Origin of the sequence: Yersinia mollaretii ATCC 43969, assembly GCF_013282725.1 — a bacterium.
In the GTDB taxonomy this organism is placed as follows: domain Bacteria; phylum Pseudomonadota; class Gammaproteobacteria; order Enterobacterales; family Enterobacteriaceae; genus Yersinia; species Yersinia mollaretii.
This window is the reverse complement of the sequence record NZ_CP054043.1, coordinates 1,358,142-1,382,048: the sequence shown is the minus strand read 5'-3', so window position 1 is coordinate 1,382,048 and position 23,907 is coordinate 1,358,142. Positions and strand designations below refer to the sequence as shown.

The following is a 23,907-nucleotide window of genomic DNA, read 5'->3' as shown; positions in this document are numbered from 1 at the left end:
GTCAGCGCCGGGACAACGGGTATCGGTTGAGCTGTTGTGTGTGGATTTGCACAATGGCGACATCCCGATGAGAACGGAGTACGACCATGAGCCAGACAGCAGAACACCCCATCACCCCAGCACTGAACAGCTATAAAGCAGCCAAAGCCCAACACCTGAAGAATGTAGAAACCTACGAAGACATTATTGCGTCCATTGCCCGCAGCCAGCAAAAGCAGCGGGATGCAGAAAATCAGAGCCAACAGGCTGACGGCAGTTGGCGCAAACTGTTTCGTAGCCTGCGCGGTGAAATGACGGATGAGCTGCAAACCGAACATATTCGCCGGATTTCACAGCGGGAGCTGGCACAAGAATTCGGGCATCTGATTGAAGAGCTGGAGTTGGATAAAAGTGAAACCATATTGAAATTATGCGTTTCCGCAAAACCGTATGAAAAAACACATATGGACGCCCTGATGGCTTATGCAGATATGGAAATGCAGGCCGCCATGAAAACCCTGTCTCCGGCAATCATTCGGGCAGCAAAAATCAACGTTGCCGCGAATAAACTCTACGGTAATGCATCATCGGAGGACGCACTGAGAACGCTTATTACCAGGGTACTTACATCTGCCGCACTCTATTCATTTAATCTGGAGAAAGAAACCGTACTGGCAGAATTGACTTTCCAGAGACCGCAACCTGACAGAGTAGACAGCATCCTGTACAACAGCCCGCTGAAACGGGGGTTATTAGGGCAGCGCATTCGAGATAAACGAGCAAAATTGAACCCAACCGGGGAGCCGTCAACATGATGCGTTGCCCGGTATGCAGACATGCTTCTCATACTCGTTCCAGCCGCTATTTGTCGGAACAGACCAAGGAAGTCTATTACCAGTGCCAGAACCTTGATTGTTCCTGCACCTTTAAGACGGTTGAAAGCCTCGACAGAATTATTACCCGGCCACCGGCGCAGGAAATCCCCGCCCCGGTGGTGATCCCCCCACCGGTAAAACGCCATACCCTAGGACGATATGGCGACGCATTCAGACACGGATAACAGAATCATGGCAACCTTTCCCCGCCCTCGTGCGGGGCTTTTTTTGTCTGCAATTTAGTGATGGAGTTCACCGTTTGAGGTTTTATTTCTGGCTGGCGAGACTAAAAAGGGGTGTGCATGCCTAGAGTGCATGGATCTGCATGCAGAATACCCCCCTTAAAACCCTGTGCAGCCCCAGTACTGGCGCGGTTTAGGGGTATGCATGCAACTGCATGAAAAGCGACCTGTAAAGCGCGCAGGCGTGGAGGGGATAGCATTGCGCGCAGAGGATGAAAACACTAATTTTCTATCTGATGCATATAGCGACATATTGTGTTCATGCATTAATGCAATTGCACTAAAAGTATACTAAAGTAGCGGGAGAATCCTTTAGATATGTTACTCTTTATAATATTATTATTTAGTAGCCACTATTAAAAAAATCTTGATCACTAACAGGGGTTTAGGAACATGCTTGAGAGACAAGTATACATGGAAAAGATTAGTAATAAGCTTGCCATCCTAGCTCATGAAGTAGAGATAAAAACGTCCCTAAACTTAACTGATATTAATATTCATTCAGAGTCTTTTTTCTGCGGATTACTAAATTTAATTTTTAGTTATTCACTTGTTAATGCGAATATAATACAAAAGAATGCTAAGTCTATAGATCTTATTGATTTAGATTCTCGAATAGCAATACAAGTAACGTCAACATCAGACTTCGTAAAAATAAGAAAAACCATTGATGGGTTTATTGAGACAAAGAATGTAGACAAGATAGACAGATTAATTATTTTGATTTTAACAAAGAAAATACGATATAAAGCCAAAACATATGGCTCTAAATTCAAAATAACAATTTCTGATGACGTTTTAGATTATACAGATCTTGTTAGGATTATTAACGGCCTAGAATTAGAAAAAATAATACAAGTATGTGATTATTTAGATAAAAATATAGTTGAGAAGAATGTTGAAAAAGCACCTAAGGAAGTAGTAACAATTTTAGGTATGATAAAAATTCTTAGTAGTGAAGACCACCCTATGTTAGGAATCGGTTTTGTTGATGAACCAGACCCTAATGGTAAGATTTATAAGCGTTTTTCTGATTATTCTAATTATCTTATGGATATTTATACATCATTAATCAGTACATACGCAGCAATACTCGAAGAGATAAAGACACAAAGTGATATTGGCACGATTAATATAAATAAAACATCTGTGTATCTTAAGCGATTTAGTAACAGTATATTAGACAATTGTAATGGTGATCCAGTAAGTGCTCTAGATAAAATGACGGAATATTATGCATCCAAACTTGGTCAAGATGGTATTGATTACGATGATGCTGCGATTCAATACTACCTAATTGACAATATGATTCGTTGCAACGTCTTTCCACAAAAGGTGTCAACCGTATGCTAAATCTCTTTTCTAAGGATGAGAAAATTAGTAAATCAGCTCCTATAGTTGGCGCATCAGTATTAAAGTTACTAAGTGAAAGCAAGAATGGGAGTATTAGCATTTTTTCCCTTGCAAGAGAATTAAAAAAGGATAAAACTCTTGGTGTTAGATCAATCTATTATGGAATGATTTTTCTTTATACACTGGACTTGATAGAATTTAATGAACCTTACGTGACGTTAAAAAATGATAATAATTAATAAGTTATATAGCGAGCCATTCTTTTTTGAACCGATTGAGTTTAAGGCCGGTATAAATTTGATTCTTGGTGAAAAAGATCATACTTCAAACAAAACTAATGGCGTAGGAAAATCGCTTCTTATTGAGTTTATCAACTTTGCCCTCATGAAGGACTTTAAGCATAGCCGATTATCTAAAATACCAAAAAAAGATTTCCCTGAAGATATAGATGTATGTCTGGATTTTTGTATTAATCAAAAAAAGATAGTATCTAAAAGATCAATCTCAGGAGAGAATAATCCACTACTCATTGTCGACGGAGTAGCTAAACACTTCTCAAGTATTGATGATGCAAATGCGTTTTTAACAAATCTATTATTTATGGATAAAAAATATATTAATCATCCGTCATTTAGAGTAATGATGGGGCCATTAATAAGAGATGAAAGCTCTGAGTTTAAATCTATAGTAGACTGCTACGATACTAAATTAAAAATACCTACAGACTATACACCTCATCTTTATCTATTCGGAATAGATATATCAATATATAAAGACATAAAGAAACTACAAAAAGAAATAAGTGATTTAGCTCTATTAAAAAGAAAATTAAAAGATGACATTGAATCAGTAACAGGTAAGAAATTAGCTAGCGCACGTTCAGAAATAAATGATTTAGAATTTCAATTGAGCAATATTAAAAAGGAAATGGAATCCCTTGAGGGTGAGAGTACCTACGAATTAATACAAGATGAAGTTACTACTTATGAAAATAAGCTAGATGAGTTTAGAAATAAAAGAGCTATTTTAAAATCAGAGTTAAGTAAAATACAACTATTCATTGGTGATAATTACATAAATGAATCTGAAGTGATTGATTTATATAATAAAATAAAATCTGGCTTAGGTGATGCCATAGAAAAAGAACTTAATGAAGTTATTAGTTTTAAAAAGAAAATTGATGAATTTCAACGAGTATTGATTGAATCAAGAAGAGAGTCTCTGACTAGAGAGTTAGATATGTTATCGGAGTCTATATATGAAGTTTCCAAAAAACTACATTCAAAAACTGCTATATTAAAGCAGTCTGGAAAGCTAAGAAATATAAAATTCCTTTTTCTTGCTTATGAGAAGAAATTGCATGATTTCTCGCAGTTATCTTCATTTATAAAAAAATACGATGACTATGATTCAAAATGGAAAACTAAAAAAGCTGAAAAAATAGGTAAAAATTTAGATCTTGATTTATCTATATCAAATAGAAAGGAAGTAATTAAAGAGTTTCAAGAAACAATATTCTCCATTCATGAATTTGTAATGGGAAATAGAAAGTGTCATTTTGATATAAAATCAAATGATAATAAAGAAGTTATAAATATAGATTTAAGAATTTATGATGATGGTAGTCATAGTAATGAAAGGGAGAAAGTGTTCTTTTATGATCTAACTCTTTTACTTACGCATGATACATTTATCCGTCATCCTCGCCTATTAATTCATGATAATATATTCGATGTAGATCAAGATACCTTAATAAAAAGTCTGAATTATTTATCGGAAAAGTCAAGTTGTCTTAAAGACTCACAATATATTTTGACGCTAAATAGTGATAAAATTAATGATATCGATAAAGAAAAATTAAAACTTGATATCGACTTATATAGACGTGTATCTCTAACTAAGAATAATAGGTTCTTGCGTCGCCACTACCAAGAGAAATAACCACTTTACACCCTGTACCAAAAAGTGTACCAAAAAATAAAAAATTAAGCTAAAAACCAACAAAAACAATATATTAGGCAGATAAAAATTAAACAGATTCAGAACATTGAGTAACTTCTGGCAAGCTATCACCAGAACGAATGAGACCAACAAACCCGCGTAACTGCGGGTTTTTTTATTGTCATTAGCTAGCATAAGGAATCAAGAAACTGCATGATTTCCACGCACATCTTATCCTACGATTAAGGAAGATATGAGGTAATAGCCATCACCCAGCAGCTATGCCAATGATAGCTATTACCTCATAACCACGAAGAATACATGGAGTGAGCGATGAACGAACATCACCAACCCATTGAAGAAATTAAGCAACTTGATGCTGATGGCATCGAATACTGGTCAGCTAGAGATCTGGCAAAAACATTGGATTACTCAGAATATCGGCACTTCACCCCCGTTATTGATAAAGCAAAAGAGGCTTGTTCCAAAAGCGGGCACAATATTGAAGACCATTTCGAGGACGTCCTCGATATGGTCAAAATTGGTTCAGGGGCAAGCAGAAAGCTCAAAGACATCAAGTTATCGAGGTACGCTTGCTATCTAACTGTACAGAATGGCGATCCAACTAAGCCGGTTATAGCCGCAGGGCAAACCTACTTTGCAATGCAAACACGTAGGCAAGAGCTTGCTGATGATGAAACGTTCAAGCGGTTACGCGAAGACGAGAAGCGGTTGTTTCTCCGAAATGAACTGAAAGAACACAATAAGCAGTTGGTAGAAGTAGCACAGCAGGCAGGCGTTGAAACACACTTAGATTTTGCTATTTTCCAAAATCATGGTTATCAGGGTTTATATGGCGGCTTAGACCAGAAGGCTATTCACCAACGTAAAGGATTAAAAAAGAGCCAGAGAATACTCGACCATATGGGGTCAACAGAACTGGCGGCAAATCTATTTAGAGCAACCCAAGCAGAAGAGAAACTGCGTAGGGATCAGATTAATTCGAAGCAACAGGCAAACCAGACACATTTCGATGTTGGCAAGAAGGTAAGACAAACGATCGAGGAGCTTGGAGGAACAATGCCAGAGAATCTCCCAATACCTGAGCAGAGTATCAAGCAAATTGAAACAGCCACCAAGAAACTGAGCAAAAAACAGTCTTAATGTGTATTAGTCGCGACTTGATCTGACACATGAATGCACCTAAATAAAAAACGCATTATCCAAAATCCACTAACAGCAAGGCTCAAAACCACCGACTCTACAAACAGATTCAAGTCTCGCAAGCTATCATCAGAACGAATAAAACCAGAAGGCCCGCAGATTAGCGGGCTTTTTCTATTTAATTGGCTGCCGCTCTTATTTAAATAATCTAACTACGTTATTCGTAGTATCTAGATCAGTTCATACCTACGAGTATCGTCGTCATGAACTCAGAACAACAAAATCGACATATTTTTAGTCAACGCCTTAAGGATGCCCGCTTGCTTCGAGGGCTGTCCCAGAAAGGGTTGGGCATTGCCGCTGGCATTGATGAATTCGTTGCCAGTGCGCGTATTAATCGTTATGAGAAAGGTGTACATGAGGCCAATCTCGTGACGGCTAAGCACTTGGCGGAAGCTTTAAATATCCCTTTAGCCTATTTTTATGCAGATGATGATAATCTGGCGAAGCTTATTCTGATATTTTCTGAGTTACCGCTATCGCAACAAACCGCGTTACTTAAATCATTAGAGATGAAATCGCTAAACCCTTAATAGATTACACAATCATTTAATCTATTTATCTAATTCTGATTTTACGATCTATTAATTTGCCCTCCTTATCATAGTAACGACTCGGCCAGATTTCAGCGGGATGAATATCCAACGCCTCGGCAACTAACCATTCACCTTTAGGCCAAGGTCGAACCAGTACATTCGCCAGTGTCGATGAACTTAGCCCAATAGAACGAGAAAGTGCAGTTAGTGATGTGCCCTGTTTACACAAAGCGGCAATAATATCCGCCCGGTGCCAATCATTTTTCATACCACTCACCTAACAATTTAGTTGTAAAGGAACATACACAATAGATACTACGTTATTCGTAGTATCTGCTTCAAGGGAAAACTACGATTATCGTAGCTATGAATACAAGACCTAATTACCATAATGTTTTTTGTCAAAGACTTAAGCAGGCTCGACTTGCCAAAGGATTGTCTCAGAAGAAGCTAGGCATTGCTGCTGGGCTTGATGAGTTTGTGGCAAGCACGCGTATAAACCGTTACGAGAAAGGCGTACATGAAGTCAGCATAACCACAGCTAACCAGTTGGCGCAGGTGTTAGAAGTACCGTTAGCTTATTTCTATACCGCCGACGATGCATTGGCCGAAATGATGCTTATTTTCCTGGCATTATCTCCAGAGCAAAAAATGGAGATTTTAGTGCAAGTAAAACAGTGCACAGAACAAAATCGGGGATAATTTATCCCTATAACCAACACTATCTGTCGGAACAGACCCAAGAAACCTGCTACCAGTGCTATAACCTTTATTGCTCCTGCATCTTTAAGACAGTTAAAAGCCTCGACAAAATTATTACCCGGTCAGCTACGTAGGAAAAGTGCCATTTGTTCTGGATGACGTGGAAAAACGAGTCGTCTCTTGCAATGAAAGCTGATGGTCGGCCGCGAAAACCAAAGATCTCTCAAACTGAGCAAATCCGATAACCCATAGCAATTATTACCGATAAGTTGTAATGCATTATGTTGTGACTTACCTACCGAGCTTCTTCCTGCCGAACGTGTAAGAAAGACTTACAGGTTGCTTTTTGCTCAAGTTCACCGTCGTCATAAATACTGGCCCATGCTTTCCTGCGGTAGGGTTTATTTGAAAATCACGGTTATTGAAGGTGTCAGTTTACTGGCAGCATGTCGTATTTACCGTGGGTTTTCACAATATGAAATAGCAGAACGGCTTGGCACCACGCAATCCGCTGTATCTCAATGGGAAGCCGTAGATTCCTACCCACAGAAGAAAACCAGAGAAAAGTTAGCAGTGATTTATAAGTGCTGGACAGCGCAGATGACTTTGTAAGACTGGTTTTGGCAGACCACAGGAATACCTAAAATATCATTAAATACTGATATATAAGAAAAATATAAAAATGGAAGTATGATTCTATACACTTTCCTATACACAATAATTAATGCGGTGATATTTTGAGCAACTATTGGGGTGATAACTCACTAGACATATATTCAAATCAGCCGAGAAAAAAGATTTATAGAAAAACTGTTCACACTGTTCACTTTTTAATTTAATTATTTAAATACAATGCATTAGGTGGTGATGAGTTAGTGACGAGTTTATACAAACTGGTCACTTGCTGTGAACAGTCGGCCATTGAATACAAAAACACCGGCCTAGGCCGGTGTGATTATTTTTGAGGTGCCAAGATATGTGGGACGAATTGGGGATAAAAGAAAGGCCTGCAAGCAGGCCCGAGTACACACTGATACATTGCTCCCCGGTGTTGGATGTATGAGGTTTGTACAACGCAACTATAAGTGTCGTAACTGATAGCGTCCAATGGGTTAGGCAGATCAATAACAGCATATTGATCGGTAGAAACGATCGTGAAGCTGTTTATTCAATGTGCTTCACATATAGGTAAACAATCTGACTGTCTGACTGTCTGACTGTCTGACTGTCTGACTGTCTGACTGTTTTTTTGATTTGACTTCAAATTGTTTCGTAACAAATAAGATTTTTCTTTATAACTTAGCCGGAGCCGGAGAAAAATACTAGTTGTGGCTAAGTAAATGCTCAATACAGTTCTTTTTAGAATATTTATTTGAGTAAGTTTTTTTCAATAAAAAAACTATTCTTTAGTAATAAATCCTCTATATGCTTATGCCTTGCTGTGTGCTTTTTTGAATGTAAACCACCCTCAATAATTGGTTTTGGGTACTTGAGGTATGCAATACATTTTGATTCAAAGAAATCTTCTGTAGTATTTTTTATTTTCTCAATTCCTAAAGCACCTATCATACCGCTTCCATAAAATGCACAATTTAAATAACTTATCGATATTATTTTTTTAGTTACCAACTGATTTAACATAACAGCCAAAATTTGTTCTCTTATCTTTCTTCTTATAGTTCTCTCATAACGCTGAGTGACTGTTCTAACAAACTGCTGTTCTATCGTACTTGCTCCTTGATGTTTTCCATCAAAAATACGTAATTTTATAGCGCGTATCATTGCTAGAGGATCGACACCAAAATGAAGATGATTCCTATGATCCTCTGAGACAATTAAAGCTATTAACAATTGACTTGTAATTAATTTATTTTCATTCGCTTGATAATTTAAAATTTGATCTAAGCATTTTTTTAAATCTTTATTTAATGGCTTATAATTGATACGTTTCAAAAAAAATATCATTATGAATATCGGGATGGTGAAGACTGCAAAGGATAATCTATAAATTTTGATTCTTGACATATTATAGTACCTTTCGAATCTGCTGAGCTAGAAAAAAACTCGCCCAAAAATGTATTAGTCGTTCTTGTTCGCCCAAAAAACCATGGAAAAGAATTATTTCTTTTTAAAGAAATGTAGTGTGATGAGACTCTTAAATTGCCATTTTCCTCTATATGTATATTTATTTTATGAGATCTTAAATATCTTCTCTCAATTCTTCCGGTTACTTTCCCTCTAGGTCTATTTTTTCCAACAAATAACCAGTCACCTTTATTTATATCTTTCTCCGCCGTTTTTTCAGAGGTCCCTTCTATAATTACCCCATCAGAGAAAATGATTAATGTATGATAAAGAACCATACCTTTAAATGGATTATAAGATGACTCTATTGTTGTTGATTTTAGGTAGAAAACTCCAGATAATTTCGGTGGTGACCTGACAAACTCTTTAATAAAAAATAATATTATAGCAACAATGATAGCTGTAAGCACGGAGCCATAATTGTTGGATTGAAGCCCTATCTTATCTATAGCTTGAGCTGCTGCCACAATAAAATCAAAAGATTTGTTAACTAAACTATCAGTAGTCATAATCTAAGCCTAATCATAAAAAATATTATATGCCGAGTTACCAACATAAATACTTACAACGCTTTTCAATAGCAATTTATAAAAAACCAACGCGCTGCGCCTGTAGAGTATGAAGATAATATCCTTAAAATACGATTATTTAAAGATCTATAAGTAAATTATCCACTCGATTCGTTTTTTGACTTTATCATTTAAAAACATGATGTTAATCATATCAATAACTATATCTTAATAAAGAAAAGCTCTCAATTTTGGATAAATACTCATATGAAAACAGAAAAAACCGGCCTGAGCCGGTTCGGTTTTTATCTTCATAATCTTATGGAATTTCACATTTAGGCAACCAGTCGGCCTCGCAGTCTTCACTTAATATCAGGTTGGTTTGCATCCCTTGGTTCGTCTTTCGCTTCAACAAGGCTATTTCATATTCACTCAGGGTTTGCGGCACAGCGCGCCCGAATGCGGTCAGGCTCATTGGCCGTTGATGGCCGCGCGCCTCCATAAATGACAGGTAAGCGTGATACAGGTATTTACGTGGGTTAGCTGGGATAATATTGGCATTCCCCATATACAGGCCATTGGGCGTATTAACCGCCAGCAGATAACCACAAAAATCAACCAGCGGGTCAGCACCGCGTTTAATCTCCAGCGCTTCATCCGAGTTCTGCTGTGCTTCGAGTAGCGCACGGGCATCATTGGGGGCGGTAAAACACTGCATCAGGTGGCGTACAATCACCGCCAGCTCCCCGGTAATTTTCGCCAGTAATAGCGGGTCACGCTCGTTAGCCGGAATGACTTCCGGGAACGGCAGAATAACCCGGCGACGAGATACGCCTCCGCTGCGGTCACTGAACTGCATCGGGTTGTTATTGACGGCCAGAATCACCGCCGGGATATGGGTGGAATAGGCATCACGGTATTTCGGGTCTATGGCAACGGCATCGCCGCCAGTGATGGCTTTAATGCCAGCCCCATCACCACTCCAACGCTCTTGGTCTGGCAGGATAATCAGAGAGAACCCCACTACGGAGGCACGTTCCCGCGACGATTCCAGCGTATCGATTGTGGCCGAGGTAGTATTGTCTTTACCGGCCAGCAAGCTGGCGATGGAGGCCATCACGCTTTTACCACTGCCGCCCGGCCCGGTCACTTCAAGGAACAGTTGCCAGTCATAGCGGTTCGCCAACACCATATAAAGCGCCGCGAGAATACGCTCCTGTTTCTCATGCTGTTGCCCGGCGGCCCGCGTTAACCAGCGCCAAAAATGCGGGGCATGGTCGGACAGATTTTCCCCGGCTTTGGGCGGGGTGTAATCCACACTGTTTACCGTACGCAACCAGTGCGTTTTCTGGTGTGCACTGAACTGGCCGGTAGTGGTATCAAATACCCCGTTACGAAAACCTATCAAGTGCCGGGCGGGTGTTCCCATTTGTGGCACCATCAGCTTGAGCGTATCGAGTACGCTATTAATCCCTGACGCTGAGAATGGGGCGCGGATTTTCTGGAACAGGGCGGCAATCTCTCGACTGAGAACCCGATATGGCAGCACCTGCCACGCCCCTTTTTCATAGCGGCACAGGTCTTCACCCACCTGTGGCACAGCCAATAAGTGCTGATAGTGCTCGGCTAATAGTTCGGCTTTTTCACTGGCGCTCATGGCTTTCAGGTCGGCGTCACTGAGCGTATCAAACGGGCTGGGCTGTTGCGGCTGATTGAATGCTTGTAACTGGGTCAGAGTAGTCAGTTTGCCTTGCTGTTGATAAACATCGTTCCAGTCACCGACAACCGATGGTAACGCCAGCTTACCGCCGCTCAATTGGGCGGCCTCTGTTGCACGGATCTGGCCAGTGCCGTTCTCGTCATTATCGGCGGCCAACAATAGCAATGCATCCGGGTAGTGGGTTCGCAACTGTTGCGCCAGTGCGGGCAGATTGTTCGCACTGAGCGCAACACACACAGTTTCCCCGGTCAGGTGATGCACCGTTAGCCCGGTAGCATAGCCCTCGGTCAGCCAGATAACGGTGTTATCCTGTCCGGCCAAAAAATGACAGGCCGCTTTCACCGGCCCTCCGGCCAGCGTGCGCTTGTCACCGTTGGCGTTAATTAACTGAACGTTAACCACCTCACCGCTACTGTCGGTCAGGGGGAATAGGAGGTCGCCGGGCTGATAGGCAATCCCCCCAACACACAACGGTTTATCGTGTAATGTCAGCGTCTCCAACTCCGGCCAGCCTTTGGCGGTCAGATAGGCGTTCCCGGTCTGTAGTCTCGCTGCTGTCAGCAGTTGTTTAGCCCGTTCTGCGGCCCGCTGCCGGGCTTGTGCTTTCTCCTGCGTTTCCTGTTCGGCATTGTGTGCCGGTAATAGCGGGTTCGATGGTTCCCCTAACACCTCGGCCACTTTGCAGGCGGCTTCCTTGGTCGTGACCGCCAGCGTCTTTTCAACCAGATTCAGGCCATCGCCGCTGCCGCACTGATTACAAAACCATGTGCCACGCCCTTGCAGGTTATCAAAGCGAAAACGGTCTTTACCACCACACATCGGGCAGGGCTGCGCTCGCCCTCCGGCGCTGATATGAATACCGAGCGCCGGGAGCAATACCGGCCACTGGCCAGTGGCTGCACGTGAGGTTTTTGAAACGTTTAATGTTGTCATTGTCTGTTTCTCCTCAGTGCAGGGTGGTTTGACTGGTTGTGGTTATCTGCGCTTGGCAAAGCTCATCCATCATTTTTTGCCCTAATACTGTCAGGCGCGGCGGAGCCAGCAAAATATCCGGCTGAACCATGTCACTGAGCATGGTACAGGCCATATCCATACCGGCTTCTGGCCCGTGCTGGCGCACAAAGTAGCCCTCAATATCCATCGCAATGGTCATTTGTAATTCATCCAGCGAGTAACCAAGGCTCACCCCGTGAGATACGCAGGTATCCAGATAGGCATGGGCTAACGCACGGCGATAAACAGCGGTACGGACTTCAACGGGCAGACAGGATTTATTCAGGGTATTCATACGATAGGTGCCTCCATGCGGGATAAGATTTGTGATTCGCAGGTGTTCATCACCTGTCCGAGCTGGTCAGTCAGTAACGCCACCATTGAGGCGAACGATTCAGGCGACGGTGGGGTAATGCCATGCAACAGGCTGCTTTGTGTTTCCAACATATCGAGGAACGTCACGCCGACATTGTGCGCATGCTGGAGGCGTAAAAAATCAGCGTGAGGGATGCTGTACTGCGTATCACGGTCATAACGGGCGGCAAGGGTATTCATGCGACCTCCCCAAGTGGCAGGCGGCCAGCAAACGACAGGATGTAGTCACGGGTTAAACGCAGGCGAGCATTCTTCTCACTGCTGGCAGTGGTACGCAACATGCAGGGACGCGCCGTTAATTCAGTACGGCGAACAACAGCAAACAGATAGATAAATTGCGGGTGTAACGGGGTGAGGGATGTAGCCATAGTGGCAGCCTCCAATAAGTATTGGTTATTGCTACCACCGAAGTTCCTACACTTATGGGTGGTAGCCCAGACGGGGGTAGGAATACCGGCCTTATTGGAAACCGGCCAGCCCGAAGGCTGCCCCGCCTGGGCCACCATTGCTCGATAACGACAGCGGTATAGAAACCACTGCGTAAAAAACTGGTAGGCCGAGGCCACGACATAAAAAAACACGCATGGCGCGTGTTGAGTCGCCAATAAGTAACACGGGTTCCTACGCCCGACTGCCGATTTTGCGGCAGCACGGTGACTATAACGCAAGGCCTGCAAAAGATGCAAGCCAGAGAAAAGCCCTTTTTGCGGGATGAGGGTCATTGGTTTAACAATCAGTCTGAATATCAGGCTTGGGCTGTGCGGGAGCACGGGAATAGAAATTGGCCTGTGCTGGCGTGCCTGCCGCATTGCCCGACATCACTTGCACCTCGCCGTTTAGCTGGCTGCGGTACTTGGGTAAAGCAAGGCCGGGTTGTTGCTGCGCAATCTGGAACGCCTCAGCGATGTACTGCACGTCTCCATCATTCAGAGTGAAGAATTGCTCGCCGATTTTTAGAGTGATCATGCTGATACCCCCTGACGGTTAGCAATACGCTCTGCCATCCAGCCCTCAATCTCAGAGGCCAGCCACGCGACGTTCTTACCGCCGAGGGAAATCTGTGCGGGGAAGTGGTCACGGCTAATCAGTTCATAAATGGTTGAGCGGGATAAGGCGGTGGTGTTAATCACTTCCGGCAGGCGCATAAAACGGTCACGCGGGTAGTGTATTGCCATCGGTGGAGGAGTATTGGATAAAGCCTGTTGTGTCATTGCAAGCATGTAAAGCTACCTTGTAGTTGTCCGGCCATATACCGCCGGGTTTGCTGGGATTCAGTTGGGTAGCCCCCTATTGTGAGAATATTTTTACCTGATGCAACAAGCCGTTGTTGTGTGATTAGCCACAACAAACTCGCGTAAAAATGACGGTATTTGACTCTCTGGGTCTATGTGGGTGTATTCGGGTAAATGTATGGGGAAGGTGTTTTTTCGTACTGAGGCATTAAAGCTAAAAAGAATTAAAAGATATTGATTGATATTAAAATGCTCTAAAAAGAGTGGTGGTAGTTGAACACAATAGTGAGGTTTTTGCCTGCATTTTAAGCTAGCCAGAGAAAAAGCTCTTTTCAACTAAGTGAACAGTAGTGAACACTTGGTGAATAGTTTCAAGTGAACTGTTCACCCTTTTATTTATTGATTATTAATACTTTTTTCTTAAAGTGAAGAGTAGTGAATAGTTTTTATAAAACTATTATTTTTATGGCATTTTTAGCTTGATGTGCAGAGTGTGTTGTATGGGGGATGGTACAACGGGCATTGATTGAGACGTTGTGTGAGAGCTTACAAAATGACTCCACCTTGACTGAGACGGAGTTATAACTAGATGAGCCAAACAACCCCACACCCGATTACACCCGCCCTTGAAAGCTTCAAAGCGGCGAAAGCGCAACATCTGAAGAATGAAGCAACCTACGAAGACATTATTGCGTCCATTGCTCGCAGTCAGCAAAAGCAGCGCGACGCCGAAAACCAGAGCCAACAGGCTGACGGCACTTGGCGCAAACTGTTTCGCAGCCTGCGCGGTGAAATGACCGAGGAACTGCAAACCGAACATATCCGCCGGATTTCACAACGGGAGCTGGCGCAGGAATTCGGCCATCTGATTGAAGAACTCGAGCTGGATAAAAATAGCACTCTGCTAAAACTGTGCGCGTCAGCAAAACCCTATAAAGATACGCATCGGGAAGCTCTAACGGCTTACGCTAATAAGGAAATGATGGCTGCGTTGTATACCTTGTCACCAGAAATCATGCGAGCGGTAAAAATTAAAATGGTTGTTAACGAGATTTACGGTAATGAATCACCGGAACGTATGCTGGGTATACTGATTGCCGCCGCCACTGCCGCCGCCGCCCTGTATCCCTTAAATATGGCAAAAGAGACCATACTGGCAGAACTCACCTTAGAGCGGCCACAACCGGGTTACGTGGATTCTGATTTGAACAATAGCCCGATAACACGAACACGGCTAACTGAAGCAATTAAGGCAAAAAGGAAAAAACTCAACCCAGCCGGGGAGCAATAATTATGATGCGTTGTCCGGTATGTAAACATGCGTCTCATACTCGCGCCAGTCGCTATTTATCTGAGCAAACCAAAGAGGCGTATTATCAGTGTCAGAATATAGAATGTTCTTGTACCTTTAAATCGATTGAGAGTGTGGATAAAATAATTACCCGCCCTCCGATTAAAGAGCCTGAAATAATACCAGAGGTTATTCTACCAGAACGAAAAGTATTAAATCGCTACGGTTCTAACGCACGAATTCATTAATAATCTAACTCCGCCTGTAACCTTTCAAGGCGGGGTTTTTCCCCCGCCCTCGCCACTACGCCCTTGCCGTTTAAGGGCTTTTTCTCTGGCTAGCCTGCCAAAATGAGCACTGCATGCATATAGTGCATGAATTTGCATGCAACACCCCAGCATCAAAATAGCTGAAACACCGCGCTACAAGGGCTTGTAGGCTCCCTATGTCATGCATGAAAAGTGCATGATAAAGTCAGAGCGCGTAGGCGGGGGACCATTGCGCGCGGAGCGCTTTATTCATTAATAATCTTATTTAGGTGCCCTCAAAAAAACTTAATGATTAGACAGTCATCACGGATTATTACCATTACTTCTATATGATACTTCTACATAGTTCTAGGAGATTTTATGAAAGAAAACTTCATAAGTGCAATCCATAATCGCCAAAAGATAAGACTTATTTTTTTCTCAAAAGAAGATAATTGCTTGATTACTAGGTTAACTGCCCCGATGGATTTTGGGCCAAGCCGTAGATCCCACAATAAGAGTGAAAGGTATCATTTCTGGGATTATGAAAGTGATCAAAAAAATCATGTCTTGAGTTTGCTTCCAGAATCTATTCATTCTATCGATATTTTAGATTCAATTTTCTCTCCTAGTGAATTTATCTCTTGGAAAACAAATTGGTTTATTGAAAGGGATTGGGGGGAATATTCTTAATTTACAATAGGGCCGACTGGCCCTTTTTATGATTTTGATATTTTATAATTAACATTAAAAAATGATTTATATCTCGACAATATTAAAATCAAAACCATTAGGATTTTTAGAAACTCTCATCAGTTTTACGTGTTCATACTGTGGGTGGGTAAGTATATTTTTAATAGTGTTTATATCATATGAGGAAGTGTGTATTCCTAAAATGATTTTTTTTAGAGCGCTTGCATTGAATTTTATTTTTCCAGCCTTATTACTTACCAGTCGATATTCTTCCTCATATTTCCACTTTTCAGACTTTACATATAGGTTTGCGTCTATTAAATCGCTCAGTTGTTTAGTATAAAATTTATCTGCCACTTCATCAGAGTAAGAGCTATCTTTTTCCCAAGGTTTAACAAAATTCCCAAAATCAAGTAATAGTTCTTCAAAAACTTCCTCATAAATTGGTTTCTGTTTATAAGCTATTTCACCTCTACTAAAAACGTCTTTAGAAGAGATCTCATCACTTTCAAACTCCAAACATAATCCTTTATGAGCCCCGCCATAGTGAGACCATAATAATGCATCACTAGCAGTCTTAGACAAAGAGAATATGCCTAAACTAGTGATAAACTCTTGTACTAAATCATTAAGCCTTTTTTCAGTTCCATCTTCCAGTGTAACTTTTTTTGAATTAAGTAAATTCAAAAGAAAAGCTTTTCTATTAAACTCCTCACTTATATTAGGATCGTATTTTCTAACTATTTTTTGATAATGTGCATTGATGTCTATTTTAGCATCTAAAGGATCATTCAATTGATCAGGAGAAGCGAAGTACACCTCCCTATTTATGAGCATTTCTAAAGTTTGTTGATTTACTGATCGGTATTTATAGCATAACATCGGGTACCTCGATGACTTATAGTAAAAATGAATATAATAAAGTTGAATACCACTGCAACATATCTCTTCGCTTTTCAAGATACTGTGCATGATTATAAGTACCGCGAATACTATTCTTATCAACGTGAGCCAATTGTAGCTCTATCCATGTACTATCATAGCCTTGTTCATGCAATATCGTTGACATGGTATGTCTAAATCCGTGACCCGTCGCACGGCCTTTATAACCCAGTAATTCAATGACCTGATTGACTGTTTCTTTACTTATAGGCTTTTTACGGTCATTTCGTCCAATGAAAATATAAGGATAATGTCCGGTGATAGGTAAGAGCTGTTTAAATAGCGCTATAACCTGCGTAGACAACGGCACGATATGAGGGCGACGCATCTTCATTCGTTCTGCGGGAATCTCCCATAAACCGTTCTCAAGATCGATTTCCTGCCAAGTAGCAAAACGCATTTCCTTAGTTCGCACACCCGTTAGCATAAGTATCTTTGCCGCGTTCTTGGTTATGATGCTGCCGGTGTAACCCTCTAGGTCACGAATAAAATATGGCATCTCTTCGGCAGACAGGAACGGGTAGTGCTGTTTCTTTGGTGTGCTTAATGCACTGGCAAGGTCAGGGGCAGGATTATATGCAGCCCGACCAGTAATAATGGCATAACGAAATACTTCGCCGCAGCGCTGCCGTACTTTACGCGTTTTTTCTAACGCTCCACGCTTTTCGATACGTTGAAGCACATCAAGTAACTCCAGCGGTGTGATTTCTGCAATTGGCCGTTTACCAATATACGGGAATATATCCGCCTCAAAGGTACTCATGATTTCTTCCCTATAGCCCAATGACCAGCGATCGGCTTTGGCTTTATGCCACTCACGGCTAATAGCCTCAAAAGAGTTTTCCGATGAAAGCCGCTGCGCCAACTTCTCAGCCTTTTTCACCTCTGCGGGATCTGTTCCATCTGCAACCTGTTTACGTGCCACATCTCGCTTAGAGCGAGCTTCAGCAAGGGATATCAAGTCATAAGTCCCTAATGACATTAATCGGGCCTTACCGGCAAAACGATAGCGAAAGCGCCACCCTTTGCTGCCGTTAGGTTCAATTAAGAGTGATAGCCCTTGCCCGTCACTCAGGGTATAGGCTTTTTCTTGTGGTTTAGCACGGCGAATCTGGATATCGGAAAGTGGCATGTGTATAGCTCAAAAAGGTATAGGGTAATTCTATACCCTTTACTATACACAATTGTTACGGATTTAGAGAGATAAGCTCGGACACCTACGGACAATAAAACGCTCTATCTATTGGTTTTACTGGGGTTTTTAGGACTTTTGGGGAGTAATACGGAAGAGCTTTGGCGGAAGACCACAGGAGTCGAACCTGCCGAGGACCGCTGGCGGCCCCATCTGGATTTGAAGTCCAGCCGCCCCACCGGGGACGATGATCTTCCATAGATATGAGTGATCTAAGCCGGTGATTATAGCGCGTTTATTGTATGGCGCTATCCATTCGATAGAGATGATGAATAAATCACCTACCTCGGTGGAGTTAAGATAAGTGATCAGTGGCGCAGAAAGGGTTAATAGCTCACTTCGCCATATTTATCGCGGTGTTCTTTCGGGGTGATGGAATAGCCTTTTTTGAATACTGAATAGAAGTATTGCAGTGACGGGTAACCACACATTTGCGAGATTTCATTGATAGGTAGCGAGGTAGCGGCCAATAAGTTGCGCGCCCGATCGAGTTTTTCTTCATGAATCACACCATGAATCGTCTGCCCGATATCGTCTTTAAAGCGCTTTTCCAAATTCGAGCGCGACATGCCTACCGCATCCAACACCTGTTCCACCTTAATCCCCTTGCAGGCGTGATGACGAATATAGTGCATCGCCTGGATGACAGCCGGATCGCGTAGCGAGCGAAAATCCGTTGAGCGGCGGGCAATCACTTTTACAGGAGGAACCAGAATGCGCTGCAACGGTGGGGTATCTTGCTGTTTCTGCCGTTGATTGAGGCGCTGATGCAGCAACTTAGCCGCCCGATAGCCCATCTGCCGCGTCCCTTGTGCCACCGACGAGAGTGCCACCCGCGATAAATAGCGAGTTAACTCTTCATTATCGATGCCAATCACACTCAGTTTTTCGGGTACGGCAATATCCAGATGCTCACACACTTGCAGCAAATGACGCGCCCGCGCATCCGTCACGGCAATAATCCCTGTCTGATGCGGCAAGGTTTGTACCCAATCTGCCAGCCGATTTTGGGTGTATTGCCAGTTAGCGGGCGCGGTGGCCATGCCTTGATAAACCACCCCTTGGTATTGCTCAGCCGCCACTAATTGGCGGAATGCATACTCCCGCTCTTGCGCCCAGCGCTTATCACTGCTGGCGGGTAGACCATAGAAAGCAAAACGGTTTAAACCCTTCTCTTTCAGATGCATAAAAGCAGCTTCGACCAAGGCTCTGTTGTCGGTCGCAATATAATCAACTGGCGGATAGTCTTCCGCCTGATGATAAGAACCGCCAACGCCGACAATGGGGACATCGACATTGACCAGCAGTTGCTCTATCTGCCGATCATCAAAATCAGCAATAACACCATCGCCCAACCAATCACGAATATTATCAATGCGGCAGCGAAAATCCTCTTCGATAAAAATATCCCAGTCACATTGCGAAGCCTGTAAATACTCGCCGACACCTTCCACCACTTGCCGGTCGTACACTTTGTTAGCGTTAAACAGCAAAGTTATCCGGTAGCGTTTCTCAAACATGGGAGTGGCTCCTGAAAGGGGTGGGGATTCAAAACAGAATCCGCAGAGAGATCAATGCAGTATGGCACTGAACTCTCTGCACAGGGAGAGGGCTAAACCCGGCGTTTGGTGGCGGAATCCATCCATACAGCCAGCAGCAAAATCGCGCCTTTGACAATGTACTGCCAGAATGTCGGGACATCTAGCATACTCATCCCATTATCGAGAGAAGCCATGATAAATGCGCCCATTACCGCACCGGCCACACTGCCGATCCCACCGGCAAGGCTAGTGCCACCAATCACACAGGCGGCAATGGCATCCAATTCAGCAATATTCCCCGCCGAAGGTGAACCCGCCCCCAGTCGCGAACTGAGAATCAAGCCGGCAATGGCGACCATCAATCCATTGATAGCAAACACCGCCAATTTGGTGCGCTCAACATTGACCCCAGAGAGACGAGCTGCATCGATATTGCCGCCAATGGCATAGATCCGACGGCCAAATGCCGTGCGGGTTGCCATAAATATCCCCGCCAGCATCAGCGCGGTAAGAATCAATACCGGAGTAGGCACACCGCGATAATCATTCAATAAATATATTGCACCAAGAACAATAATGGCGGTAATAGATTGACGGGTCACATCCCCTTGCGGCGCGGCGACAGGTAAACCGAGCCGAATGCGGTGACTCCGACGATGCCACTGCCAGGCCACAAACAGCATCAGGCCAATCGCACCAATGCCAAATCCAAGGCCATTGGGCAGATAACTTTGACCAATCTGCGACATCGCGCTACTGGTGGGTGAGACGGTGGTGCCGTTGGTGATGCCAATCAAAATGCCGCGAAACGCCAGCATCCCCGCCAAGGTGACAATAAATGAGGGCACTTTGCGATAGGCTACCCACCATCCATTCCATGCCCCAAGTACCAGCCCTAAACCGAGTGTGACCACAATGGTCAGCGGCAGTGGCCAGCCGAGCCACACATCAAAAATCGCGGCGATCCCGCCCAACAATCCCATCATCGAGCCAACAGAGAGATCAATTTCTGCCGAGATAATGACAAAGACCATGCCCACGGCGAGGATGCCGGTGATCGCCGTCTGGCGCAGCAGGTTCGAGATATTTCTGGCGCTAAGATAGGCCCCTTCGGTGGTGAAAGTGAAAAACAGCATAATAATGGCGATCGCCGCTAACATGACAAAAACTTGCAAATTAACGGACTTTAGCCGAAATAGCGGCTTTTTATCGCCATTTTCTGGCGTGTTAAGTTCAGATTGATTAGCTTGCGACATGGGTTTCACTCCTGAGTGCGGCTTCCATGACCTTTTCTTGAGTCAGGTTCTGGTTAATGAGATCGGCTTTGATGCGCCCCTCATGCATGACCAATACACGATCACTTAATCCCAAGACCTCCGGCAGTTCAGAGGAAATCACAATGACCGCAATCCCCTGTTGGACCAATTGGTTGATCAGTTTATAAATTTCATATTTTGCGCCAATATCGATGCCGCGCGTCGGTTCGTCGAGGATCAAAATCCGGGGATTGAGTAGCAGGCATTTCGCCAATATGGCTTTTTGCTGATTGCCGCCACTGAGGCGGGCGATGGCCAGTTCGGAAGAGGAGGTTTTCACTTTCAACCGCGCCAGAGAGTGCACAATTGTCGACTGTTCTTTGGCATCATCCAGCACACTAAAAGCACCCGTAAAGTCATCCAGTGCCGCCAGTGTGATATTGGCCCCTACCCCCATCACCGGCACAATGCCATCTTTTTTGCGGTCTTCCGGCACCATCGCAATACCCAGCTTCATGGCTTGCTGGCAATTGCTGATGGTGACGGCTTTGCCATCAATAAATATCTCGCCCTGCCAGCGCCCCGGATAGACACCGAACAGGCATTGCACCGTCTCTGTTCGGCCCGAGCCGACCAACCCGGCCACCCCCAAGATCTCGCCCCGCTTCAATGAGAAAGAGACCTCATCTACCCGGCGAATATGCCGATTTACCGGATGCCAAGCGCAGAGATTTTCTACCCGCAAAATCTCCTCGCCGATATGGTGTGCCTCGTGGGGGTAGAGTTCTTTGAGTTCACGGCCCACCATCATGGCGATAATGTCATCCTCGCTCATGGTCGCCGCAGGGCGAGTGCCGATATGGCGGCCATCGCGGATTACACAGATATAATCTGATATGGCTTTCACTTCGTTCAATTTGTGCGAGATATAGATGCAGGCAATGCCGTGATTTCGCAGGTCACGGATAATATCCAGCAAAATAGCCGTTTCACTCTCTGTCAGTGAGGCCGTTGGCTCATCCAGCACCAGTAGCCGCACTTGTTTATTCAGCGCTTTCGCGATTTCGACTAACTGCTGCTGCCCCAGACCCAACTCACCGACCAGTGTATGGGGATCGACCGCCAGCTTGACCTGCGCCAACATCCGTTGGCAGCGCAAATACATGGCGTCATAATCCATAATGCCAAAGCGGCCCCACTCTGAGCCTAGGAACATGTTCTCCAGCACTGACATCTGTTTCACCAAGGCCAATTCCTGATGAATTATCGCAATGCCCTTTTGCTCTGTTTCACGAATATTTTTGGCCTGAAGCGTTTCACCTGCAAAAATTATTTCCCCTTGGTAGGAACCTGTGGGGTAAATACCACATAACACTTTCATTAGTGTGGATTTCCCTGAGCCATTTTCGCCGCATAATGATAATACTTGCCCAGCCTCCAGTGTCAGGCTGATATTATCAACTGCCTTAACGACGCCAAACTGCTTGGTAATCTCTTTCATTTCTAGCAGGTAGGCCATTGATCCCTCCTGTACCTTTATTCATTGAAGTTGCAGCTTTGTGGGCTGCAACTTCAATTATTTAGGGAATATATGAAATTGCCGCTAATTTAATAGGCTGAAAAACTCACCGATTATTAAAATTAGCAATTAAAACCCAAAGTTAATTTAATCAATAAATATCTGATTTTTTATGGAATCCATCAGCAATAATAGTGCTATCAATATTATTTTTATCGACTTGAATCGGCGTTAATAAATAGGCTGGGACATCTTTTATGCCATTATTTAATTGACTGTTTGCTTTGGGTTGTTCGCCTTTACCCAAGCTCACGGCAATCTCTGCGGCATCATTGGCTAATTTACTGATGGGCTTATATACCGTCATGGTTTGCGTACCCGCAACAATCCGTTTTATGGCTGCCAAATCAGCATCCTGCCCGGAAATAGCCACTTTACCTGCCAGACCTTGTGCGGCTAATGCCTGAATAGCACCGCCTGCGGTGGCATCATTCGACGCCACAACAGCATCAATTTTGTTATTGTTGGCGGTTAGCGCGTTTTCCATGATTTTTAAGGCATTTTCAGGTAACCAAGCATCAACCCACTGGTCGCCGACAATTTTAATTTTACCCTCTTTTATCAATGGATTAAGCACCGTCATTTGTCCCTGTCGGAACAGCTTGGCATTGTTATCCACCGGCGAGCCACCCATTAGGAAGTAGTTGCCTTGTGGCACCCGCTCAACCAAGCTTTTGGCTTGTAGTTCACCCACTTTTTCATTATCGAACGAGATATAAAAATCGATATCCGCGTTATTAATCATGCGGTCATACGCCAATACTTTTATCCCTTCCCGTTTAGCTTCGGCGATCACATTACTTAATACTTGCCCGTTATAAGGAATAATAACCAGCACATCCACACCACGATTAATCATATTCTCAATCTGCGACATTTGTGTTTCTTCATTGCCGTTTGCTGATTGAACAAATACTTTAGCGCCGAGAGATTCAGCTTTGTTAACAAAAATATCGCGATCTTTCTGCCAGCGTTCAAGACGAAGATCGTCTATCGCCATGCCGATTTTAATTTCTTTACTGAATCCTGGCTGACTAAACATCACCAGTGCGGCACATGCGGAGAGTAAAATGTTCTTAAATTTCATCTTTCGGTACCTTTCTTATTGTGCAAGCAGGGTAAGAGAAACGGTAAACATCAACTGCAATAGGATTGTTGACGCTTATTTGCACATCAGCAATTACAGATTTTCATCCGCCAATTATGTTTTTTGGTTTAATGTTAATTTTATGATAACGATCATGTTTTCTCCCCAGAAGAATGCATAATTCCACAGAGAGATGTTATCCACACGATAAGTATTAGCGCGTTTTTATAATTAATCGGTTATTTATGAGATCTACACCACAATTAATAATTCTCTGAATTTGAGTGTGAAATAACGTAATTGAGAGAATAG

26 protein-coding genes, 1 tRNA gene and 2 pseudogenes are annotated in these 23,907 nt (G+C 43.3%); 12 read left to right on the top strand and 17 right to left on the bottom strand.

Going from position 1 to position 23,907, the window contains the following annotated elements; genetic code table 11:
* Window positions 1–86 precede the first annotated feature (86 nt).
* The 7 genes from HRD69_RS06075 (at window position 87) to HRD69_RS06045 (ending at window position 6,147) form a co-directional block, all read left to right on the top strand.
* The gene (locus tag HRD69_RS06075) at window positions 87–794 is read left to right on the top strand and encodes a hypothetical protein (protein WP_004874958.1); all 708 of its coding nucleotides are present in this window, start codon (window positions 87–89) and stop codon (window positions 792–794) included.
* On the top strand, window positions 791–1,039 hold the full coding sequence (locus HRD69_RS06070; RefSeq protein WP_071984837.1) for an ogr/Delta-like zinc finger family protein: 249 nt from the start codon (window positions 791–793) through the stop codon (window positions 1,037–1,039). The genes HRD69_RS06075 and HRD69_RS06070 overlap by 4 nt, the downstream gene beginning before the upstream one ends.
* Window positions 1,040–1,489: 450 nt before the next feature.
* Window positions 1,490–2,449: an SMEK domain-containing protein gene (locus HRD69_RS06065; protein ID WP_004874959.1), complete on the top strand. Its 960-nt coding sequence runs from the start codon at window positions 1,490–1,492 to the stop codon at window positions 2,447–2,449.
* Window positions 2,443–2,688, top strand: coding sequence for an ABC-three component system middle component 6 (locus tag HRD69_RS06060; protein WP_032814178.1), 246 nt, complete (start codon window positions 2,443–2,445; stop codon window positions 2,686–2,688). Before HRD69_RS06065 ends, HRD69_RS06060 begins: the two co-directional genes overlap by 7 nt.
* Window positions 2,675–4,390: a DUF2326 domain-containing protein gene (locus HRD69_RS06055; protein WP_004874960.1), complete on the top strand. Its 1,716-nt coding sequence runs from the start codon at window positions 2,675–2,677 to the stop codon at window positions 4,388–4,390. The genes HRD69_RS06060 and HRD69_RS06055 overlap by 14 nt, the downstream gene beginning before the upstream one ends.
* A 333-nt stretch (window positions 4,391–4,723) precedes the next feature.
* Complete coding sequence (gene dinD / locus HRD69_RS06050; RefSeq protein ID WP_004874961.1) at window positions 4,724–5,554, top strand: DNA damage-inducible protein D; 831 nt, start codon at window positions 4,724–4,726, stop codon at window positions 5,552–5,554.
* A gap of 263 nt (window positions 5,555–5,817) precedes the next feature.
* A complete protein-coding gene (locus HRD69_RS06045) occupies window positions 5,818–6,147 on the top strand; it encodes a helix-turn-helix domain-containing protein (RefSeq protein WP_004874962.1) in 330 nt (109 codons plus the stop codon).
* A 25-nt stretch (window positions 6,148–6,172) separates the two neighbouring features.
* On the opposite strand, the gene HRD69_RS06040 is transcribed toward HRD69_RS06045, so the two are convergent.
* Window positions 6,173–6,418 carry a helix-turn-helix domain-containing protein gene (locus HRD69_RS06040; protein ID WP_004874963.1) on the bottom strand — a complete coding sequence of 82 codons (246 nt, stop codon included), beginning with the start codon at window positions 6,416–6,418 and terminating at the stop codon, window positions 6,173–6,175.
* Window positions 6,419–6,516: 98 nt separating this feature from the next.
* Between HRD69_RS06040 and HRD69_RS06035 the strand changes: the two genes are divergently transcribed.
* Entirely contained in the window at window positions 6,517–6,852 is a 336-nt protein-coding gene (locus HRD69_RS06035) for a helix-turn-helix domain-containing protein (protein WP_032814179.1), read from the top strand.
* Window positions 6,853–7,081: 229 nt separating this feature from the next.
* Here the strand turns inward: HRD69_RS06035 and HRD69_RS20870 are convergent.
* Window positions 7,082–7,228: pseudogene (locus HRD69_RS20870) on the bottom strand (virulence RhuM family protein); the annotation flags it as partial.
* A 41-nt stretch (window positions 7,229–7,269) separates the two neighbouring features.
* Here HRD69_RS20870 and HRD69_RS06030 point away from each other — a divergent pair.
* A pseudogene (locus HRD69_RS06030) lies at window positions 7,270–7,464 on the top strand (helix-turn-helix domain-containing protein); the annotation flags it as partial.
* 756 nt (window positions 7,465–8,220) lie between these two features.
* On the opposite strand, the gene HRD69_RS06025 reads toward HRD69_RS06030, so the two are convergent.
* From HRD69_RS06025 to HRD69_RS05990, 8 genes are all read right to left on the bottom strand, one after another.
* A complete protein-coding gene (locus HRD69_RS06025; RefSeq protein WP_161597831.1) occupies window positions 8,221–8,805 on the bottom strand; it encodes a transglycosylase domain-containing protein in 585 nt (194 codons plus the stop codon).
* A gap of 11 nt (window positions 8,806–8,816) precedes the next feature.
* Entirely contained in the window at window positions 8,817–9,446 is a 630-nt protein-coding gene (locus tag HRD69_RS06020) for a hypothetical protein (RefSeq protein ID WP_152412089.1), read from the bottom strand.
* 319 nt (window positions 9,447–9,765) lie between these two features.
* Entirely contained in the window at window positions 9,766–12,099 is a 2,334-nt protein-coding gene (locus HRD69_RS06015) for a primase-helicase zinc-binding domain-containing protein (protein ID WP_004874965.1), read from the bottom strand.
* Window positions 12,100–12,112: 13 nt separating this feature from the next.
* On the bottom strand, window positions 12,113–12,454 hold the full coding sequence (locus HRD69_RS06010) for a DUF5375 family protein (protein WP_004874966.1): 342 nt from the start codon (window positions 12,452–12,454) through the stop codon (window positions 12,113–12,115).
* Window positions 12,451–12,714 (bottom strand): hypothetical protein, encoded by a 264-nt coding sequence (locus HRD69_RS06005; RefSeq protein ID WP_032814182.1) that lies wholly within the window; start codon window positions 12,712–12,714, stop codon window positions 12,451–12,453. Before HRD69_RS06005 ends, HRD69_RS06010 begins: the two co-directional genes overlap by 4 nt.
* Entirely contained in the window at window positions 12,711–13,256 is a 546-nt protein-coding gene (locus HRD69_RS06000) for a host cell division inhibitor Icd-like protein (RefSeq protein WP_032814185.1), read from the bottom strand. The genes HRD69_RS06005 and HRD69_RS06000 overlap by 4 nt, the downstream gene beginning before the upstream one ends.
* Window positions 13,257–13,260: 4 nt before the next feature.
* Window positions 13,261–13,500 carry a hypothetical protein gene (locus HRD69_RS05995; protein ID WP_230676062.1) on the bottom strand — a complete coding sequence of 80 codons (240 nt, stop codon included), beginning with the start codon at window positions 13,498–13,500 and terminating at the stop codon, window positions 13,261–13,263.
* On the bottom strand, window positions 13,497–13,754 hold the full coding sequence (locus HRD69_RS05990) for a helix-turn-helix transcriptional regulator (protein ID WP_004874969.1): 258 nt from the start codon (window positions 13,752–13,754) through the stop codon (window positions 13,497–13,499). Before HRD69_RS05990 ends, HRD69_RS05995 begins: the two co-directional genes overlap by 4 nt.
* Window positions 13,755–14,355: 601 nt before the next feature.
* Between HRD69_RS05990 and HRD69_RS05985 the strand changes: the two genes are divergently transcribed.
* From HRD69_RS05985 to HRD69_RS05975, 3 genes are all read left to right on the top strand, one after another.
* The gene (locus tag HRD69_RS05985; protein ID WP_004874970.1) at window positions 14,356–15,057 is read left to right on the top strand and encodes a hypothetical protein; all 702 of its coding nucleotides are present in this window, start codon (window positions 14,356–14,358) and stop codon (window positions 15,055–15,057) included.
* Window positions 15,058–15,059: 2 nt separating this feature from the next.
* Window positions 15,060–15,305 (top strand): ogr/Delta-like zinc finger family protein, encoded by a 246-nt coding sequence (locus HRD69_RS05980; RefSeq protein WP_042817718.1) that lies wholly within the window; start codon window positions 15,060–15,062, stop codon window positions 15,303–15,305.
* 381 nt (window positions 15,306–15,686) lie between these two features.
* Window positions 15,687–15,998 carry a hypothetical protein gene (locus tag HRD69_RS05975; RefSeq protein ID WP_032814188.1) on the top strand — a complete coding sequence of 104 codons (312 nt, stop codon included), beginning with the start codon at window positions 15,687–15,689 and terminating at the stop codon, window positions 15,996–15,998.
* Window positions 15,999–16,064: 66 nt separating this feature from the next.
* Here the strand turns inward: HRD69_RS05975 and HRD69_RS05970 are convergent, their stop codons facing one another.
* The 7 genes from HRD69_RS05970 to xylF all read right to left on the bottom strand — a co-directional run bounded on the left by HRD69_RS05970 (window position 16,065) and on the right by xylF (window position 23,595).
* A complete protein-coding gene (locus HRD69_RS05970) occupies window positions 16,065–16,880 on the bottom strand; it encodes a DUF2971 domain-containing protein (protein ID WP_004874972.1) in 816 nt (271 codons plus the stop codon).
* A 16-nt stretch (window positions 16,881–16,896) separates the two neighbouring features.
* Entirely contained in the window at window positions 16,897–18,072 is a 1,176-nt protein-coding gene (locus HRD69_RS05965) for a tyrosine-type recombinase/integrase (protein ID WP_004874973.1), read from the bottom strand.
* 162 nt (window positions 18,073–18,234) lie between these two features.
* A tRNA-Sec gene (locus tag HRD69_RS05960) sits at window positions 18,235–18,329 on the bottom strand.
* Window positions 18,330–18,458: 129 nt separating this feature from the next.
* The gene (gene xylR / locus HRD69_RS05955; protein WP_004874974.1) at window positions 18,459–19,652 is read right to left on the bottom strand and encodes a D-xylose utilization transcriptional activator XylR; all 1,194 of its coding nucleotides are present in this window, start codon (window positions 19,650–19,652) and stop codon (window positions 18,459–18,461) included.
* 92 nt (window positions 19,653–19,744) lie between these two features.
* Complete coding sequence (xylH, locus tag HRD69_RS05950) at window positions 19,745–20,929, bottom strand: xylose ABC transporter permease XylH (protein ID WP_032814190.1); 1,185 nt, start codon at window positions 20,927–20,929, stop codon at window positions 19,745–19,747.
* Window positions 20,916–22,448 carry a xylose ABC transporter ATP-binding protein gene (locus HRD69_RS05945; protein WP_004874976.1) on the bottom strand — a complete coding sequence of 511 codons (1,533 nt, stop codon included), beginning with the start codon at window positions 22,446–22,448 and terminating at the stop codon, window positions 20,916–20,918. Before HRD69_RS05945 ends, xylH begins: the two co-directional genes overlap by 14 nt.
* 151 nt (window positions 22,449–22,599) lie before the next feature.
* Window positions 22,600–23,595: a D-xylose ABC transporter substrate-binding protein gene (xylF, locus tag HRD69_RS05940; RefSeq protein WP_004874977.1), complete on the bottom strand. Its 996-nt coding sequence runs from the start codon at window positions 23,593–23,595 to the stop codon at window positions 22,600–22,602.
* Window positions 23,596–23,907 lie beyond the last annotated feature (312 nt).